A 17,488-nucleotide genomic window follows, 5' to 3' on the forward strand; every position below is an offset into this window, starting at 1 on the left:
GGAGCCGAAGGCGCGGTACTCCTGGGTAACGCGCCTTCGGCTCCGCTCAGGCTGACAGGGCTTTTAACATTAACATTTATCTTATATTAAAACCCATATCTCAACCCAAGCTGGATCTGGTAGGGGTTACCATTCAGGCTGGATACTCCTGTTCCAGCTCCGATGTTGTATACGAACTGCTCTTTTGCGCGGTCGAAGCTTTTGATTGAGTAAAGATTTTGCTTACCCAGGTTTTTGCCTACACCCCAGTCGTGGTTCAATAGGTTGGCTACGTTGAAAATATCAACAGACGCTTCCAATCCGTGGTCACCGAAAAGTTTGAAACGTTTGGCAAGACGCAAGTCGAACACGCCATAGAAATCATTGATACCACCATTACGCTCGGCCATTTTGCCCATATCCCTTTTGATATAATCCTTAATGCTCTGCTCTGCGTCCGGGTTGTCAAGGATCGTCTGGATTCCTTTGCGGATGTATTCTGGCGTTTCAGGACTGTTAGGATTATAGATGTAAGCCAGGTCGTTGGATGATACGAAGTCACCATTCATGTTACCGCTTACTGCCATCGAGTAGCGCGTTCCGCCGATTCCGGAGTAACGCAGACCGATTGTTACACCATAAATGCTCGGCGCTGTTCCGTAAAATACGATTTTGCTGCGGAACTGGTTGTTGGCATAAGCCATTTTGCTCAAATCACGTGGATCATCGGCAACCATCAAATCCAGTGTTGCTGTGTTGGCCACGTTTCCGTTGTAAGAAGTGTTGTCTTTCGAGTCATTCCATGTGTAAGAAGCAGTGATCTGACCGTCTTTGAAATATCTGTAAGTTCCGTCGATAACAACTGCATACTGGTTTTTCTTGCCTTCGCTGTTCAATTCTAGCACGCGACCTACGTTTTTGGTCTTGCGGCTGTTCAGCCAGTTGGTAGCTCCATTTTTTTCAGTAATCGTATTGGCAGGCACATATACGCCACGGTTAGCTTCTGCTGCGATGCGGAAGAAAGGATCTTCCACCATGTTGCGGTCAACATACATATAGTTGTTGCGCGCCCATGATGCATACCCGCTCACACCTACCCGCAGACGGTCGCTGAAAAAGTGGTTGTAAGAGAAGTTAGTCTTATATACAACCGGAATTTTTGCGTCCTTGCTGTTCGTGTTGATTGTCACCAGTCTCTCGATGCCTTGAATATTGAAAAGCTCTGCACCTGGCGCCGTTGAAGGATCTGCGCGGTAGCCCGGGAAGTTTGGTTTTGGAACCAGGTCACCCTGGATTTCGACCGAAGCAACCCTTGTTCCGTCAAACAACATATTGTTGATCATCGAGTAAGGGTTCAAAGCCGAACCAAAAACACCCGCACCGAAACGAACGATATCCTTGCTTTGCTCATTTACGTCCCATGTAAATTGTACACGTGGCTGCACTTGCGTGGTGTTGATCACATTATCCGTGCGCAATCCCAGCTCGTCAAAAACCACCTGGCTGAAATTCGCTTTGTTCAGATATTGTGTGTTATCCAGACGCAGACCGGCCATCATCTCAAGACCAAGCGCCAGCTTTGTATCCATTTGTGCATAAACACCTGTGCTCAAAGAATTAACAACATTGCTCGGATCGTCCAGCAAGTTGATTTCCCTTGCATAGCGGTAAGGAGTCTGGTTGGCAAAATTTTCAAGACCTGTGAAGTAAAAACGGCCGTTCATCTCACTTCCGTAACGCGATTTCATGCGGTTATACATCAGGTCAAGGCCGAATGTAAAGTTGATCTTACCTGTGCTGTAATAGAAGTTATCCACCAACTGAACCACCGTTCCTTTAAACCATTCAGGAGAGAAACGCTGACCACCGATCTGGATAGACGTGTTGTAAGTGCTGGATCCTGCAACAGATTGTACGTTTTCAACGATCGCACGGGGAATCCCGTCCGAAGGAAGTTCAGAGCTTGGAATAATCGCCTGATCTTCATAAAAATGCTGCAATTTCAGCTCATTGGTGATTTTAGGATTCACAATCGTCCGCAATGACGCCATAATGCTGTTGTCAAATCTTTTACGGTCGATGTAGGATTCATAAGCATTGATACCGCTGTTGTCACCTTCTGAAAGCGCGTCGTTTTCGATCACCATGTTGTTACGCAAAGTCAAAAGGTTTTTCGAATTCAGCTGCCAGTCGATCTTTGCGAAGATAGCGTCCGTTCCTTTTTTCTTTCCAAATGCACCAAACTGCGGGTTGTTCGAAACACCATATTTGTCTCTGGCAATAGCCGAGAACTGGTCAAGGGTTGCTTGCGTCACCTTGTTTGCCGCTTCATCCGCCGGAGACTGAATGTTGGCAATGTATAAAGGACGTGAGTCAGCCTGGTGATCCCATGCTACGAAGAAATGCGCTTTGTCTTTTTTGATCGCGCCACCCAAAGAGGCACCATATTGATATGTAGAGAAATCCTGCACTCTCTTGTTCCCTCTCAAATCATAACCGCTTGAAAGCCAGTCGGTACGCATGAATGTAAACGCACTTCCCGAAAGCTTGTTCGTTCCTGACTTGGTAACAGTACTGATTGTACCACCACCTGAACGGCCCATTGTTACGTCATATTCATTCGTTACCACCTTGAATTCGCGGATCGCTTCCATGGAAATCGAGTAAGCGCCCTGTGTAGAACCACCGGCGATTGTTCCCCTTGATGTCATACCATCCAATGTATAGTTGGTAGAAGAGGCAAGTTGTCCACCTAAGCTGCTTCCGTTGCTCAATGGAGAAAGGTCGATGAGCGAAGTAAAGTTACGGCCGTTCACAGGCAGTTTGGCAATGTCCTTTGCCGTGATCGGTGTAGAGGCACCTAACGTTACTACGGTGTTTTTCAATGAGTTGGCTTTAATGTCGACAGCCTGTAATTCGTTAGCGCTGCTTTCCATGGCGAAGTTCAGTCTTAGCTGATCGCCCTGGTTGAGTGCGTATCCCGTTTTCTTTTGTTCTCCAAAACCAATAAAAGAAACGGTGATGGAGTAAGGTGAGCCAAGCGGTAATTGCTTGATAATGTAGTCGCCATTCATGTCCGTAACCGTACCCGCCTGGAAGCCGGTAGATTCATTTCTGACCAACACGGTCGCGCCCGGGATCGGGCCAGCATTCACTTCAGAGACTTTCCCAATGATGGTTGCTTCGTTGCCCTGCGCATAAAGGCCGGCCGAACAGAAGATCATTGCGAATGCCACAATAAGTCCGGTAATTAATCGATTCATTTTTTGGTGAGTTAATTGAGTAATAGTTGTGATTGGATAAAATTCGCCTCGTCAGGGCAGGGAGGTTTAACGCCCGCAAAAGTAGACAGGCAATGTTAAGGCTGTGTTAAGGGTGGATTAACCAATAATTAACCTTCTGGGTGGGCGCGATGAATGTGGGCAATAATAGTTTCACGCCGGTTTGCGGCACAGTTAGCACCGGCTCCGTCGAGATCATTATCACAGTCAATGACAAAAGACTGGAACGCGTCACCGAACAGCCGCTGGGGGCGAATGTGCTTCGTTTGGAGTATGAATAAAATTTTTTTGTTTCGTTTATTTCGTTTAGTATATTTACTGAAATTTACTCACGACATGGAAACTGTATTGGAAAGGCCAACAAAACATGAACAGCGAATGGCAAGCGAATCGGTGGTAAATTTTACATCGGCTGTATTCAGGCGCAAGTCGGATACGGTCAACATTAGTATTCAGGAGAGTGGGGAGTTGTTTACGATTCCTAGAAAAGCACTTGAATTCCTGGCGCATATCCTTTCGATCATGGCAGAGGGAAAGGCCATATCATTAATTCCTTCGGAGTCAGAAGTGAGTACGCAGCAGGCGGCAGATATGCTCAATGTATCCCGGCCTCACATTGTGAAGTTGCTTGAACAAGGTGTCATACCATTTAAAAAGGCTGGAAGTCATCGCCGGATCTTGTTAGAAGATTTGATGAAATATGCTGGCCAGCAAGATAAAACGAGGAAGCAAAACCTGAAATTCCTGGCGGAGCAGGCGCAAGACTTAAATTTAGGTTACGAATGATCCCTTCCGCAAGGTTTGTTGCTATCCTTGACGCCTGTGTGCTATATCCGGCGCCGATACGCGATTTACTTTTGCACTTGGCAGATTTGGGCTTGTACATTCCCAAATGGACTGATGAAATCCATGAAGAGTGGACGCGAAATCTATTGCTTAATCGGCCAGACATACTTCCTAAGCAACTGCAAGACGCGCTACTGGCATTTGAAAACCAAGTAGGCTATCTTCGAACCCACCAATGACGGCTATCGAGGTTCTCGACAAATTCAGAAGAACCGGCCTTATTAAAACAAGCCAACTGCTTCGCGAGATGATATCTTAGAACTGATTCGTCCGCTATCTTAAAAGCGTCAAAACGCTAATTACCTGGCACCATTCTCCTAGCGCTCCACCCAATTCCTGTACAATTCCAATACAATATTGTCCTCGTTATCGACGGGGACAATCAACGAATAAGACAAATAAAATTATTATTCTATAAATTCGATAGAGATTAGATATTTAATCCTTTTTTAATAAATTTGTGCAGGAATTGTGAACGCCTGGTGCGTTGAACTTAACATTACTCATCTTACTAAAATACAATTCATGAAAACAAGATTTCTATATCTATTATTCCTGACGTTTCTCGCGACGGGATCTGTCATTGCCCAGCAAAGGGTCATAAGCGGTATCATCACGGATGCCAATGACGGCTCGCCGCTTCCCGGTGCATCGGTGGCGGTAAAAGGAACCTCGTCGGGAACGCTTTCCGATGCAGACGGTGCTTTCAGTTTAAGCGTTAACGATGATGCGTCTGTCCTCGTCGTTTCTTTTATCGGTTACCTGGCCCAGGATGTGGCGATTGGCAATGGCGATAAAATTGCCGTTGCATTGAAAGCCGACACCCGGATCCTGAACGAAGTGGTGGTGACAGCACTCGGGATCTCGCGGGAGAAGCGGGCATTGGGTTATGCCGTCCAGGAAGTGAAAGGTGAGGCGTTGCAAACGCGACCTACAAATGCATTGAGCGCGCTGTCTGGTAAAGTGGCTGGCTTGCAGGTTGTTACCTCAGGTGGTAACATGGGCGGTTCGTCTCGTGTGCTTTTGCGTGGGGTTAATTCTATTTCTGGAAATAACCAGCCATTATATGTGATCGACGGAACGCCAATCGACAATGCGGACCTGAACAGTGCGGCTACCAGCTCGGGAAGCGGCGGAAAGGACGTGGGAAACATGATCCAGGACCTAAACCCGGATGATATCGAGAACATTTCGGTGCTGAAAGGACCTTCGGCGGCGGCTCTTTATGGAACCAGGGCGGCGAACGGGGTCATTTTGATCACAACCAAAAAAGGAAAAGAAAACAGCAAGGTTAACATTACGCTGAACACGGGCATCGAATTTGAGCAGATCGTGCGGTTGCCCAAGCGTCAGAAATTATATGGCGGCGGTTTTTCAAGCACATTTCAGCAGGCGAACATTGGCGGCAAAGATTACAACATTGCAGAATATGCCGTAGACGAAAGCTGGGGCCCGAAGCTGGACGGAACGCCCGTGCTGCATTGGTATAACCTTGATCCTGAAAATACGGCGGATTACCTGAACCCGCAACCATGGAGTTATCCTAAAAACGACGTCCATACATTCTTTGAAACGGGAGTTGCCAATACCAACAGCCTTTCCGTAAGCGGCGGCAATGCGAACTCGACTTACAGGCTTTCCTATACCAATAAAAATGTAAAGGGAACGGTGCCGAATTCGTCGTTGAAAAGAAATTCGATCAACTTTTCAGGATCGACGCAACTGGGTAAGTTGAAGGTTTACAACAATTTTAATTATATCAAAAACCAGTCAACGGGCCGGCCATGGACGGGTGCTACGAACAGGAACATTATCCTGGAAGCATTCCAGTGGGGCGCCGTGCAGGTGGATTACGAAAAGCTGAAAAACTATAAGAGGGCCGACGGAACGCAGATTTTATGGAACCGCAGCGGCTATCAGAACACGCCTGCGGGAGAGGCTGCCAAGTTCATCGATAACCCATACTGGTCGGCATACGAAAGTTACCTGGACGAAAACCGCGACCGTTTTTATGGTAACGTGGGCCTCGTTTACGACGTGAACAGCTGGCTGAAAGTGAGCGGAAAAGTGAATGCGGATGTTTATAATTACCAATATCAGGACCGCATTGCAGTGTATTCTCGTACGCAGTCGCAATACCAGGAGTATATCAATAATTTCAGCGAGTTCAACTATGAGCTGCTTGCTTCGGCTAACAAAAGCTGGGGTGATATCTCATTGAATGTGAACGCGGGAGGTAACATTATGAGCCAGAAACGCCGTGTGAGCGACGCTGTAACACAAGGTGGATTAATCATTCCTGAATATTACAACCTTAAAAATGCAAGCTCTGTTCTGGTGAATTCCAATGCTTACCGCAAGCAGATCAACTCACTTTTTGCGAGTTTTTCCCTGGGTTGGAAAAGTTTGCTTTTTGTAGACGGAACATTGCGTAACGACTGGTCGTCTACATTGCCGGTTGCCAGAAATTCATTCGCATATCCTTCATTAACAACCAGTTTGATCCTCAGCGAGCTGAACGGAATAGAAGATTGGACTTGGCTTGACTTTGCGAAAGTTCGTCTGGGCTGGGCGCAGGTCGGTAATGACACGGACCCTTACCAGTTGCAGCGTGCCTATGAAGCTTCCCAGTCATTTGACGGATTGGCTTCTTACAAACTGCCTACGCAGCTCAACAACCAGGCTTTGAAACCCGAGATCACAAGCTCCTGGGAAACGGGTCTGAGCGTTCAGGCATTTAAGAACAGGGTAGGGTTGGACGTGACTTATTATGACAATGTCAGCCGCAACCAGATCATTAACATTCCCGTTTCTTCGGCATTTGGATATGATTCCAAGGTGATTAATGCAGGTAAGATCAACAACAAAGGGGTGGAAGTAACATTAACCGGCACGCCGATCCGGCAGAACGGTTTTGAATGGAATTCGAGCCTGAACTGGTCGCGCAACCGCAATAAGGTGATTTCGCTTGCGCCGGGTGTAAACACATTCCAGCTGGCCAACACCCTGGTAACATTGGTTGCGCGGGAAGGGCAGCCTTACGGGCAGATATTGGGGAATGATTTCATTTATGCAGCCGATGGCCAGAAAGTCATTAAGGCGGACGGAACTTACGACCGCGGCCAGCAACTGACGCCGCTAGGAAGTGTTTTACCAAAATATCTTTTCGGTTTCCAGAACAGCTTTACCTATAAGAACTTCAACCTGGGCTTCCTGGTGGATGGCCGCGTAGGTGGAAAATTCTTCTCGCAAACCTATAAGGTGGGTATGTATGCCGGCGTCCTGGACAAAACGGCTGCCAACAATGTGCGTGAAACCGGCGTGGTGCTGGAAGGTGTGAAAGGAACAGTGAAATACAATGCAGACGGCTCCTACGAAGTTACTAACACAACGCAAAACGACACACGCATCACTGCACAAGCCTGGGCGCGTGGCGAATACAGCGGCCCGACGCCCCAGACGATCTTCGATGCAACATTTGTAAAGCTGAGAGAAGTTACATTCGGTTATAGCCTGCCATTGACCAACAAAACAGTGAAATCAATTTATTTCGGTCTGTACGGCCGCAACCTGGCCAACATTTATACCGCCAGCAAATACATTGATCCTGAATTCACAAGCAGCGGCGGGAACATTCAGGGGCTTGAAGGCGGAAGCATTCCGGTGCCTGCTACTTACGGCTTGAACGTGAATGTGAAGTTTTAATTTAAAGTTTAAAAGAGAAGACCATGCAAAAGTCCATATATCAAAAAAGCCTTCTTCCTCTTGCCATCGGCGCGCTTGCATTTCTTGCTTCATGCAGCGACAGCCATTTTGAGGAAATAAATAAAGATCCCAACCGTCCCGGGAATACGACGACGACCACGATCCTGCTATCGGCTGAAAAACAGCTTATTGACAACATTCGGAACGAAAACAGCTCCCTGCGTGGCACGCAGCTGTTTGCTCAGTATTACAGTCAGAACATTTACAGCGACCAGTCGCGTTACGACATTCCGCGTTCTTATTCAGACACTTATTGGAGCAATGCTTACAAGGCGCTTAACAATCTGAACGAGATCATCATCCTGAACTCCGATCCTACGAAGAAGGATGTTGCCGCTGCCGGTGTGGCAGGTACAAATGCAAACCAGATCGCCATTGCGCGGATTTTGAAGGCCTATGCCTTTCAAGGCTTGACGGATGTTTTCGGGAATGTTCCTTACCAATCGTATGGCAATCCGGACCCCGAGTTTCAGGCTTTGCAGCAGACGCCCGAGAATCTTAGCCCTGCCTATGCGAGCCAGCAAAAGATTTATCAGGATATACTGAATGAGTTGAAGGCAGCCGGTGACACTTTGATCAAATACAAAGCGGCCAACACATTCGGCAACTATGATGTGATTTACAAAGGCAAAAATGAGTTGTGGGCAAAGTTTGCGAATTCGCTCCGCCTGCGCATTGCCACCCGGATCAGGACCAAGCTTCCGGCAGAATCGAATGCACACTTTGAGGATGCCCTGGCAAAAGGTGTTTTTACATCTAATGCAGACAATGCGGTTTTCAAATATCAGGCACTGGCCCCCAACGAGGCGCCGCTTTTCCGTGCAACTGTAACGGCGAACAGAAAGGACTTCGCTGTTTCGCACGTGCTCATTAATGTGCTGAAAGGCAATCTTGGAACTGTAAAAGTGCAGGATCCAAGATTGCCTGTCTATGCTACAAAGAATGCAGCGGGCGAGTATGTAGGCCAGCCTTACGGATTGCCGGTTGCAGCAGCCGGCCTACTCACTGCCACAGACGTGAGTCTTCCGGGAGCGGCAGTTAATGCAGCCAATTATGGGGAGGTTTTGCAGGAATATGCGGAAGTTTCTTTCTTGATTTCAGAGTATAAAAACTGGGATCAGCAGGCGTACATCAACGGCGTTACTGCCTCTCTGCAAAAATGGGGAGTTGCTCCGGCGGACATTACAACGTATGTCGCAGCCCTTCCGAAAGCCGACAAGGCCAACGTGCTGAACCAAAAATACCTGGCACTTTACACCCAGGGCGATGAAGCGTGGAGCGAGATCCGCCGCACGGGCTATCCCACATTCCTGGTAAAATCCGGCGATGTGGTGTGGCGCAGGACTGCGAATGGACAGACGACGGATTATAAGTTTCAGCCGCTGTTCGGTGAAGGAGTTCCATTGCGCTTATATTATCCGCCAAAAGAACAAAGTGTGAACCTCGCCAACTACCAGAATGCGGTGAAAGCACAGGGAAACGACGACATTACCACCTTACTTTGGTGGAATAAATAACCAAGAATAGGATTAAAAAGACGCAATGGTAGCTTTCCAAGCCCGCTATTGCGTTTTTTTTAACTTTTTTACTAACCTACTAACTCTATATAGTTTATGTTTTTATATATTTGTGGCCAAACTAATCGAACTCCTTTATGCATTCAGTTATCCTAAGTAAGGGCTCTTATTGTTGGCGGTACATTATTGCCTTACAACCAGGAGGTTGCTTTTCAACTTTCTGACTCCAATTAAATCCAGACAACCATTATACCGCTAATTGCAGTAAGCATGAAAAATCGTTTTAAGTCAGCCATTCTGACAATTGCCTTTCTTTTTCCCCTCTTTTTATTCGCGCAGGATGCCACCGTTAATGCCACGGTAACCGGGAAAGTGCTGGATGCCGGCACAGACGAGCCGTTGATCGGCGCCACAGTTACCATTAAAGGGACAACCAACGGAAGTGTTACGGATTCCAATGGTGAATTCAGCCTCGTTACCGGCCAGATCCTGCCATTTACATTAATCGTAACCTATGTGGGTTACGTAAAAAAAGAAGTCCTGATCAATGAAAGTAAAGTTGAGATAAAACTCGCCGTGAATAATACCCAGCTGGATGATGTGGTGATTTCCTCCCGTCGTCGTCAGGAATCTGCCCAGGAAGTGCCCATTCCAATTTCGGTGATTGGCGGAACTAGGGCTGAGGATGCGGGTGCATTTAATGTGAACCGCTTGAAAGAACTGGTGCCTACCGTGCAGCTTTACGCTTCCAACGCAAGAAACACAACCTTGAACATCCGTGGACTGGGCTCTACTTACGGACTTACCAATGACGGGATTGACCCGGGTGTAGGTTTTTATGTAGACGGCGTTTACTATGCCCGTCCGGCGGCAACCGCATTGGATTTTATTGACATTGAGCGCGTTGAAGTTTTGCGCGGACCACAAGGAACGCTTTTTGGTAAAAACACAACGGCAGGTGCGTTTAACATTACAACGCGCGCCGCAAGTTTTACAACCGGTGCCAACCTCGAACTGAGCTATGGTAACCTGGGATATATCCAGGCAAAAGCTTCGGTAACGGGCCCATTGAGCAAAAAGCTTGCCGCCCGGGTGTCTTTTACAGGAACGCAGCGTAACGGCACATTTTTCAATGAGCATACGCAACTGCCAATCAATGATATCAACAACATTGGTGTAAGAGGGCAGCTGCTATACACGCCTTCGGAAAAGGTCAACATTACGGTGATCGGAGATGTTTCAGATCAAAAACCTACGGGATATGGCTGGCCGGTGGCCGGGGTTGTAACAACCAAAAGGGCTGGTTACAGACAATTCAACAGCATTATTGCTGATCTGGGCTACACACTTCCTTACAAAAGTGCTTTCGAGCGCAGATTGGACTTGGACACTCCGTCCAAAGCAGATAACCGTTTGGGTGGTGTTTCTGTGAATGCAGATATCAAAATCGGAAACGGAACATTGACCTCTACTTCTGCGTGGCGTTACTGGAAATGGACGCCTTTGAATGACCGCGACTATATCGGACTTCCTGTATTTACGATTTCTTCGGGTAACTCCGCACATGATCAATGGTCACAGGAACTGCGTTATTCCGGAAAAATTTCTCCTAAGCTGAGTGGTGTGATCGGCGTATTCGGCCTTTGGCAAGACTTGACTTCTGACCCCGTACAAACAGAAGAAGCCGGTTCTGCACAATGGAGGTTCGCGCAAAGCTCTACCAGCCCGTTATGGCAAACACCAGGATTGTTCGACAACTTCGGGATCAGAACAACAAACCGCATCAAAAGCACAAGTTTAGCTGTTTTTGCACAAGCTGACTGGGCTGTGGCTGAGAAGTTCCACATTCTGCCAGGGGTTCGTTACAATTATGATAAGAAAGTGGTGGATTACAGCAGGGTGGCTTACGGCGGCTTGCAGACAACCGATGCGGAATTGTTGAAACTGAAAAACGGCGTTTACAGCAACCAGGCTTTCAATACGGATTATGCAGAGGGCAATTTCTCGGGGCAGTTATCAGTCCAATATAGGGCCAGCACACGTTTCAACGCATATGCCACCTATTCGGTTGGATTTAAGCCAATTGGTGTGAATGTGGGTGGGTTACCAACAGCAAACGGGGCCGTTTTGCTTGATCTGGCGAAAGTAAAACCGGAATTTGTTGAGCACAAAGAATTTGGTATCAAAACGAGACCAACAGGCAACTCGGTTTTGAACCTGACATTCTTCCGCTCCGACATCGATGATTTTCAAACACAGGTGCAAACGCCTGAGCCTGGCGTAAACCGCGGTTACCTGGCCAATGCTGAGAACGTGCGTGTACAAGGTGCGGAATTGGATGGTAACATTCGTTTTGGCGCATTGACGTTGAATGCTGCGGTAGCTTATACAGATGGCAAATATGTGAAATTCACCAATGCTCCGGTTCCTTTGGAAGAAGTAGGCGGGCCGCAGGCTTTCAAAGATGTTTCGGGCGGACGTCTGCCGGGAATTTCTAAATGGTCAGGCTCTGTGGGTGGTGAAGTCATTGCGAAGGGAAAGTTGATTGGCTTAAAAGGTAATTATTTCCTTAGCGTGGATGAATATTATCGCTCAGAGTTCTCTTCAAGCCCATCCCCATCTCAATATCTGAACATTGATGGCTACGGTCTGACAAACGCAAGAGCGGGTTTCAGAGCTTCAAACGGCATCACATTCTTCCTTTGGGGACGCAATTTGTTTAACAAAAATTATTACGAACAATTGCTAGCTGCGCCTGGAAGTTACGGACAATACGCCGGGATCGTTGGTGATCAGAGAACTTATGGAGTTACTTTAAGATATTCTCTTTGATAGAAGAGGAAAGTGTAAAGGTTCAAAAAAACGAGAAGCTGCGTAATGCGGCTTCTCGTTTTTTTTTTATTAAAATGTAAAAACCAACGGCCATTTTGTAAGAGAGCAGCGGGGCTTGGACGCGCCGTCAACCAAAAAGTAATTACTCCGTTGTCTCACAAAGATTACATCTCCTGGTCAATGTCAACTGCAAAAACTTCCGATCTGAAATCAGTCCGTTGTGGATCAAAGAAGGGGCCCCTGGCCTTATCATTAAAGATCGAGAAGATAATGCCCTTCATTTTTGATTCGAGAACGTTTCAATAAAAAAAGTATAAGTCACACTTATATCGTTTTATTCCAGCTTGTTTTTAAAGGAAATCCGCGGAATATTCGCGCTCCAAAAAAACAGGCAATTGGCGTAATCAATTGCCTGTTTTTTTGACACAAAAAAAGGGAGCTCTGTACAGAACTCCCTAACTCTACCTGGTTACGTTTCCACGAAGGAAAGAGGCTTGACCAGGCCTATTGATGCAAAACAATGAAAATAATAGGAGACTGCCAAGAAGTATGGACAAAAATTTACGGAATAAGTATCTGTCGAAGCCTAGGTATCACAGGTATTTAATTGCCGTTGGGAATGACCATGGACGCGCGATCGCGTTGTATAATGCAAATATCTTACTTTCGCAGGCGTTTCATCCTTTAATAACGCAGTTTGAAGTGATTTTTCGAAATAGCGTTGATACGATAATGGCCCAGCATTTCAAAGATCGAAACTGGATAATCAATCAAAAGACAGGATTCATGAATGATCGGTCGCTTAAAAAGTCGAATTATTATTTGCGGAAATGCGTCAATAATGTTGAGGCTAAACTCATCAAAGCAAAGGTGCCTGTTTCAAGTGAAAAAATAATTTCGGATCAGACATTGGGTTTTTGGATAGCGTTCCTTGCTTCACCTCATTACCGCTTGGTGAATGGACAGACTATCCATGTATTTGCAAATAAGCCTTCAACTGAGAATCGCACTGGTATTTACACACGGCTGGAAATGATAAAGAAATTTAGAAACAGAGTTAACCATTGCGAACCAGTCTGTTTCAATGGAAACCATATCGATTGTTCGAAGGCGTTGCTTGTTAGAACCAGCTTATACGAATTGGTTGAATGGATCGAGCCTGGGTTGGTGCCATTTTTTCGGAACATTGATGTTATTGATCACCAAATCAATCAAATGCTAAGGATTTGATTGATTGGATATCTGGAAATCTGATTTGGTAATCTTCATAGGTCAGAGTTCTACCTTGGACTGACTTTTTTAACTAAAAGCAGATAGCAACAATTGTAAAAATATGGAATCAGACCTTGATAAATTCATAACCGCCCAGGAGCATGACTATGCTGGGGCTTTGGCGGAGATACGGCGGGGGCGGAAGCAGGGGCATTGGATATGGTATGTCTTTCCGCAGATTAAGGGGTTGGGGATGAGCGGCACTTCGGTTCATTATGCGATTGAGGATATCGGGCAGGCGAACCGTTACTTGCAAAATCCGGTTTTGGGGAAAAGACTGATTGAGATCTCAAATGCGATCCTGGCTATCGAAGGCAAGTCAGCCAACCAGATCGTTGGAAGCCCTGACGATATGAAGTTACGGTCCAGTATGACTCTATTTAGTATGACCGACGACGCAGATCCTGTTTTCCAGGCTGTCCTCGATAAATATTTTGATGGTAAGCCGGATCAGAGAACCATCGAAATCCTCAATAAACAGCATTGAATGTTCCCCATTGCGTTTGACCCTATATATAAGTACCCGGTGCCGGACGGGCATCGTTTTCCGATGGATAAATATGAGCTGCTCCCAATGCAGTTACTGCGCGAAGGCATAGCAGTGGAATCGGATTTTTTCAGTCCGGAACCTGTTGATATGCAGGCGGTTTATGCAGTCCACGATCGCGGTTATGCGGACCGCATCGTTCAGGGAAGGCTGAGCAAGCAGGAAATGCGGCGTATCGGTTTTGTGCAGTCGCCTGTGCTGGCGGAACGTGAGTTGCGGATCACCAACGGGACGGTGCAAGGCGCGCTGAAAGCATTGGAAACGGGGATTGCATTTAACATTGCAGGGGGCACCCACCATGCCGGACGCGATTTCGGGGAAGGATTTTGCATGATCAACGACCACGCCGTTGCAGCCCAGTATTTAATTGATCATAAGTTGTGCAGGCAAGTCCTAATTGTTGATCTGGATGTGCACCAGGGCAATGGAACAGCGCAGATTTTCACAAATCAGCCGCTGGTTTTTACATTTTCCATGCATGGGAAAAATAACTATCCTTTCAGAAAAGAAAAGAGCGATCTGGATGTGCCGCTGGATGATAAAACCGGTGATGATATTTATTTAAAGATATTGGAAAACACGCTCCCCAAACTAATAGAGCAGGTAAAGCCCGACTTTATTTTCTACCAGGCAGGTGTTGACATTCTGCAAACCGATAAGATCGGGCGGATGTCGTGCACGGAGCGGGGGTGCCAGTTAAGGGACGAAATGGTGATGCAGCTGGCCCACAAGCACAGCATTCCCATGCAATGCAGCATGGGCGGCGGTTATTCTCCGCAACTCAGGACCATTTTGAATGCGCACGCAAATAAATATCGGGTCGCCAGACAAATATTTTAGGTCAACATCATTACCGGGCACAATTTTTAAACAGCTCGCGATCCGGACCGGAACAAAAATATTTGAACCTAAAATGCACTCAATGAAGCAGCTCAACCGATTTTTGCTTTTTATCTTACTCGTATTGCCTGCATACGGCCACGCGCAGGACAAACTCGCGCCGGTCGATCTGAAAAACCACATCTGGTTTAAAAACAGCATTATATATAATCTCGAAGTAGGGGTTTTTAAGGATAGCAATGGAGATGGCCGCGGCGATTTTCAAGGTCTGATCGAGAAGCTGGACTATATCCGTGCATTAGGTGTCGATATAATCTGGCTGGCACCTTTTCAGCCTTCGCCTGGCAAGGATGATGGGTATGATGTAGCTGATTTTTATGGCGTTGACGAGAAGTTGGGGACAAGCGGTGACTTTGCCGAATTCGTTTTTCAGGCACAAAAAAGAGGCATTCGGGTGATTATCGATCTCGTGATCAACCACACATCCGATCAGCATTCCTGGTTCCAACAAGCCCGAAAAAGTAAGGATTCCAAGTATCGCGACTGGTACATCTGGTCCGACAAGCTGCCAAAAGACTACAACAAAGGAATGGTGTTTCCAGGCGTGCAAAAAGCGGTTTGGGATATGGATACACTGGCGGGGCAATATTATTACCACCGTTTTTACCCTTTTCAGCCCGATCTGAATTTTGCAAATCCCGCCGTCGTGGAAGAAAGCCAGAAGATCATCGGTTACTGGCTGGGTCAGGGCGTTTCGGGCTTTCGCCTGGATGCGGTGCCATTTATTATTGAAATACCTAAAACGGGCAGCGAAAAACCCAAGCTGGACTACAAATTCCTGATGGATATCAGGCAGTTTGCGCAAACGCGCAGAGCTGATGTCGTCATTCTTGGCGAAGCTAATGTTATGCCTGAGGAAAATCAGAATTACTTTGGAAAAAATGGGGAGGGCATGCAAATGATGTTCAACTTCTTTGCCAACCAGTATTTGTTTTATGCGCTTGCTACCGGCAACATTGATCCTTTCAAGAAAGCCATTTCTGAAACGCAAATCATTCCGGACGCGTCGCAATGGGCACATTTCCTGCGTAATCACGATGAAGTAGACCTGGGAAGGCTCTCCGATAAACAGCGACAGGAAGTTTATGCCAAGTTCGGCCCGGATACCAGCATGCAGCTTTACGACCGGGGCATCCGCCGGCGGCTGGCAACCATGCTTGGCAACAACCGCAAGCATATAGAGCTGGCTTACAGCCTGTTATTCTCACTTCCCGGAACTCCCGTGATCCGCTATGGCGATGAACTTGGGATGGGCGACGACCTTCGTTTAAAAGAACGGATTTCCGTGCGCACGCCTATGCAATGGACAGCGGAAAAAAATGCTGGCTTCACCACAGCCGATACAGCCTTCCGTCCGGTGATTGATTTCGGGGATCACGGTTATAAGAAAATCAATGTTGAAGATCAAACCCGGGATTCAGCATCCTTGCTGAACTGGACAACGGCATTGATTAAACTCCGCAAATCCTGCCCGGAAATTGGGTTAGGAACCTATAAAATCCTGGATGCCGGTTCAGCCGCTGTCTTTGCGATTCAGTATGAGCATGAAGGGAAATCGCTGGTGGTGCTGCACAATTTCAGCGACCGGCCGACACAGTCGAGGATTAACATTCCCGGAAATAAATTATTGGTTGATCTGATTGATGAAGACGATCAGAAGGCTTCCGATGGGAAATACAGCATTAAGCTTGATGGCTACGGCTACAAATGGTTCCGGATTAAATAGCGCCGGAATGCTCGGGATTGGCTTCCATAGCAATGCCTGCCAGCATATGGGCAAGGATAGGCGCGCACTTTTCCTGGCACGCCGGATAAAACTGCCCGTGTTTCCAAAACGCAGATTTAGGAGACATTCCCCACCAGAATTCGGCCATAGCCAACGGTTTCATCTTATTGAGAAAGGCATGTTGAAGTAATTTAGGAGCAGCACATTCACCTGCGCCGGCGGGTGGGTTTTTGTAGGAAGCTTCGGCAAATATGTCTCGCAAGTTCTTGCGCGTGCCTGCCTGGTTAAGGAAGCTGTATTGATCGAAAATTGCATTTTGCAAGGAAAGCGAGTGACCTTTCCTAATCGCCTTCAAGTTCCGGACCTTTGCTTCAAATGCTTCGCCTTTGTCGAATTCCAGCACTCTAATCGCTTCGTTAATGCGTGAAAGTTCGGTCATGCCTGCATTCAGGAAGCCGCCTTCTGCAACGCCGTCGAAGATAGGAGGGACGAATCTGGCATGGTGATTTCCCCCGGCCAGCTTTCCCGAAAAGGCAGCGAGATAGCCGATCTTACGCTGCTCTGTTTCCACCACCAGCACGCCAAACATTTTACCAATGATATTCTCAGGATCGTCAGACAAGCCGAAATTATGTGCCCATTCCTGCTGTGTTTCTAGATGTGATTGCAGCATGGAAACGGCCAGTAAGCTTAATGGATGCGGCGTATAGTTGAATGGGAATGTAAATTTCTCAGGTAACACATACCGCTCCGCGTGCTCGAACGGCGTGAAATAGTCTTCTGAAATGGCGGTTAACGAAGTTGACAATAGACAGGCGGATGC

Annotated in this window: 11 protein-coding genes; 9 read left to right on the forward strand and 2 right to left on the reverse strand. The window is 47.0% G+C overall.

All coding sequences use genetic code 11. The annotated features are described in order from the left end of the window. Nucleotides 1-86: 86 nt before the first annotated feature. Nucleotides 87-3,242, reverse strand: coding sequence for a TonB-dependent receptor (locus L0660_RS17795; RefSeq protein ID WP_235160593.1), 3,156 nt, complete (start codon nucleotides 3,240-3,242; stop codon nucleotides 87-89). A gap of 149 nt (nucleotides 3,243-3,391) precedes the next feature. On the opposite strand from L0660_RS17795, the gene L0660_RS17800 reads away from it, so the two are divergent. The 9 genes from L0660_RS17800 to L0660_RS17840 all read left to right on the forward strand — a co-directional run bounded on the left by L0660_RS17800 (nucleotide 3,392) and on the right by L0660_RS17840 (nucleotide 16,665). Continuing rightward, nucleotides 3,392-3,541, forward strand: a complete 150-nt coding sequence (locus L0660_RS17800; RefSeq protein WP_235160594.1) for a hypothetical protein — start codon at nucleotides 3,392-3,394, stop codon at nucleotides 3,539-3,541. 97 nt (nucleotides 3,542-3,638) lie between these two features. After that, nucleotides 3,639-4,046, forward strand: a complete 408-nt coding sequence (locus L0660_RS17805; RefSeq protein ID WP_235160595.1) for an excisionase family DNA-binding protein — start codon at nucleotides 3,639-3,641, stop codon at nucleotides 4,044-4,046. Between the two features lie 585 nt (nucleotides 4,047-4,631). Then, nucleotides 4,632-7,811, forward strand: coding sequence for a SusC/RagA family TonB-linked outer membrane protein (locus L0660_RS17810; protein WP_235160596.1), 3,180 nt, complete (start codon nucleotides 4,632-4,634; stop codon nucleotides 7,809-7,811). Nucleotides 7,812-7,834: 23 nt separating this feature from the next. Beyond that, complete coding sequence (locus L0660_RS17815; RefSeq protein ID WP_235160597.1) at nucleotides 7,835-9,388, forward strand: SusD/RagB family nutrient-binding outer membrane lipoprotein; 1,554 nt, start codon at nucleotides 7,835-7,837, stop codon at nucleotides 9,386-9,388. Between the two features lie 270 nt (nucleotides 9,389-9,658). Further along, complete coding sequence (locus L0660_RS17820; RefSeq protein ID WP_235160598.1) at nucleotides 9,659-12,220, forward strand: TonB-dependent receptor; 2,562 nt, start codon at nucleotides 9,659-9,661, stop codon at nucleotides 12,218-12,220. 549 nt (nucleotides 12,221-12,769) lie between these two features. Further along, nucleotides 12,770-13,450 (forward strand): Abi family protein, encoded by a 681-nt coding sequence (locus tag L0660_RS17825; protein WP_235160599.1) that lies wholly within the window; start codon nucleotides 12,770-12,772, stop codon nucleotides 13,448-13,450. 103 nt (nucleotides 13,451-13,553) lie between these two features. Then, complete coding sequence (locus tag L0660_RS17830; RefSeq protein ID WP_235160600.1) at nucleotides 13,554-13,979, forward strand: DUF1810 domain-containing protein; 426 nt, start codon at nucleotides 13,554-13,556, stop codon at nucleotides 13,977-13,979. Continuing rightward, nucleotides 13,980-14,879, forward strand: a complete 900-nt coding sequence (locus tag L0660_RS17835; protein ID WP_235160601.1) for a histone deacetylase — start codon at nucleotides 13,980-13,982, stop codon at nucleotides 14,877-14,879. Nucleotides 14,880-14,961: 82 nt separating this feature from the next. Further along, nucleotides 14,962-16,665 (forward strand): alpha-amylase family protein, encoded by a 1,704-nt coding sequence (locus L0660_RS17840; RefSeq protein ID WP_235160602.1) that lies wholly within the window; start codon nucleotides 14,962-14,964, stop codon nucleotides 16,663-16,665. Here L0660_RS17840 and L0660_RS17845 read toward each other — a convergent pair. Next, on the reverse strand, nucleotides 16,658-17,473 hold the full coding sequence (locus tag L0660_RS17845; protein ID WP_235160603.1) for a pseudouridylate synthase: 816 nt from the start codon (nucleotides 17,471-17,473) through the stop codon (nucleotides 16,658-16,660). The genes L0660_RS17840 and L0660_RS17845 overlap by 8 nt on opposite strands. Nucleotides 17,474-17,488: the final 15 nt, after the last annotated feature.

Source organism: Dyadobacter sp. CY351, from assembly GCF_021502625.1.
In the GTDB taxonomy this organism is placed as follows: Bacteria; Bacteroidota; Bacteroidia; order Cytophagales; family Spirosomataceae; genus Dyadobacter; species Dyadobacter chenhuakuii.

Excerpts from the sequence above, each read along its gene's own strand:
- L0660_RS17805 (WP_235160595.1), top strand. The coding sequence starts at position 3,639 with ATGGCAAGCGAATCGGTGGTAAATTTTACATCGGCTGTATTCAGGCGC.
- L0660_RS17835 (WP_235160601.1), top strand. The coding sequence starts at position 13,980 with ATGTTCCCCATTGCGTTTGACCCTATATATAAGTACCCGGTGCCGGAC.
- L0660_RS17825 (WP_235160599.1), top strand. The coding sequence starts at position 12,770 with ATGGACAAAAATTTACGGAATAAGTATCTGTCGAAGCCTAGGTATCAC.
- L0660_RS17795 (WP_235160593.1), bottom strand. The coding sequence starts at position 3,242 with ATGAATCGATTAATTACCGGACTTATTGTGGCATTCGCAATGATCTTC.
- L0660_RS17830 (WP_235160600.1), top strand. The coding sequence starts at position 13,554 with ATGGAATCAGACCTTGATAAATTCATAACCGCCCAGGAGCATGACTAT.
- L0660_RS17815 (WP_235160597.1), top strand. The coding sequence starts at position 7,835 with ATGCAAAAGTCCATATATCAAAAAAGCCTTCTTCCTCTTGCCATCGGC.
- L0660_RS17840 (WP_235160602.1), top strand. The coding sequence starts at position 14,962 with ATGAAGCAGCTCAACCGATTTTTGCTTTTTATCTTACTCGTATTGCCT.
- L0660_RS17800 (WP_235160594.1), top strand. The coding sequence starts at position 3,392 with ATGAATGTGGGCAATAATAGTTTCACGCCGGTTTGCGGCACAGTTAGC.
- L0660_RS17810 (WP_235160596.1), top strand. The coding sequence starts at position 4,632 with ATGAAAACAAGATTTCTATATCTATTATTCCTGACGTTTCTCGCGACG.
- L0660_RS17820 (WP_235160598.1), top strand. The coding sequence starts at position 9,659 with ATGAAAAATCGTTTTAAGTCAGCCATTCTGACAATTGCCTTTCTTTTT.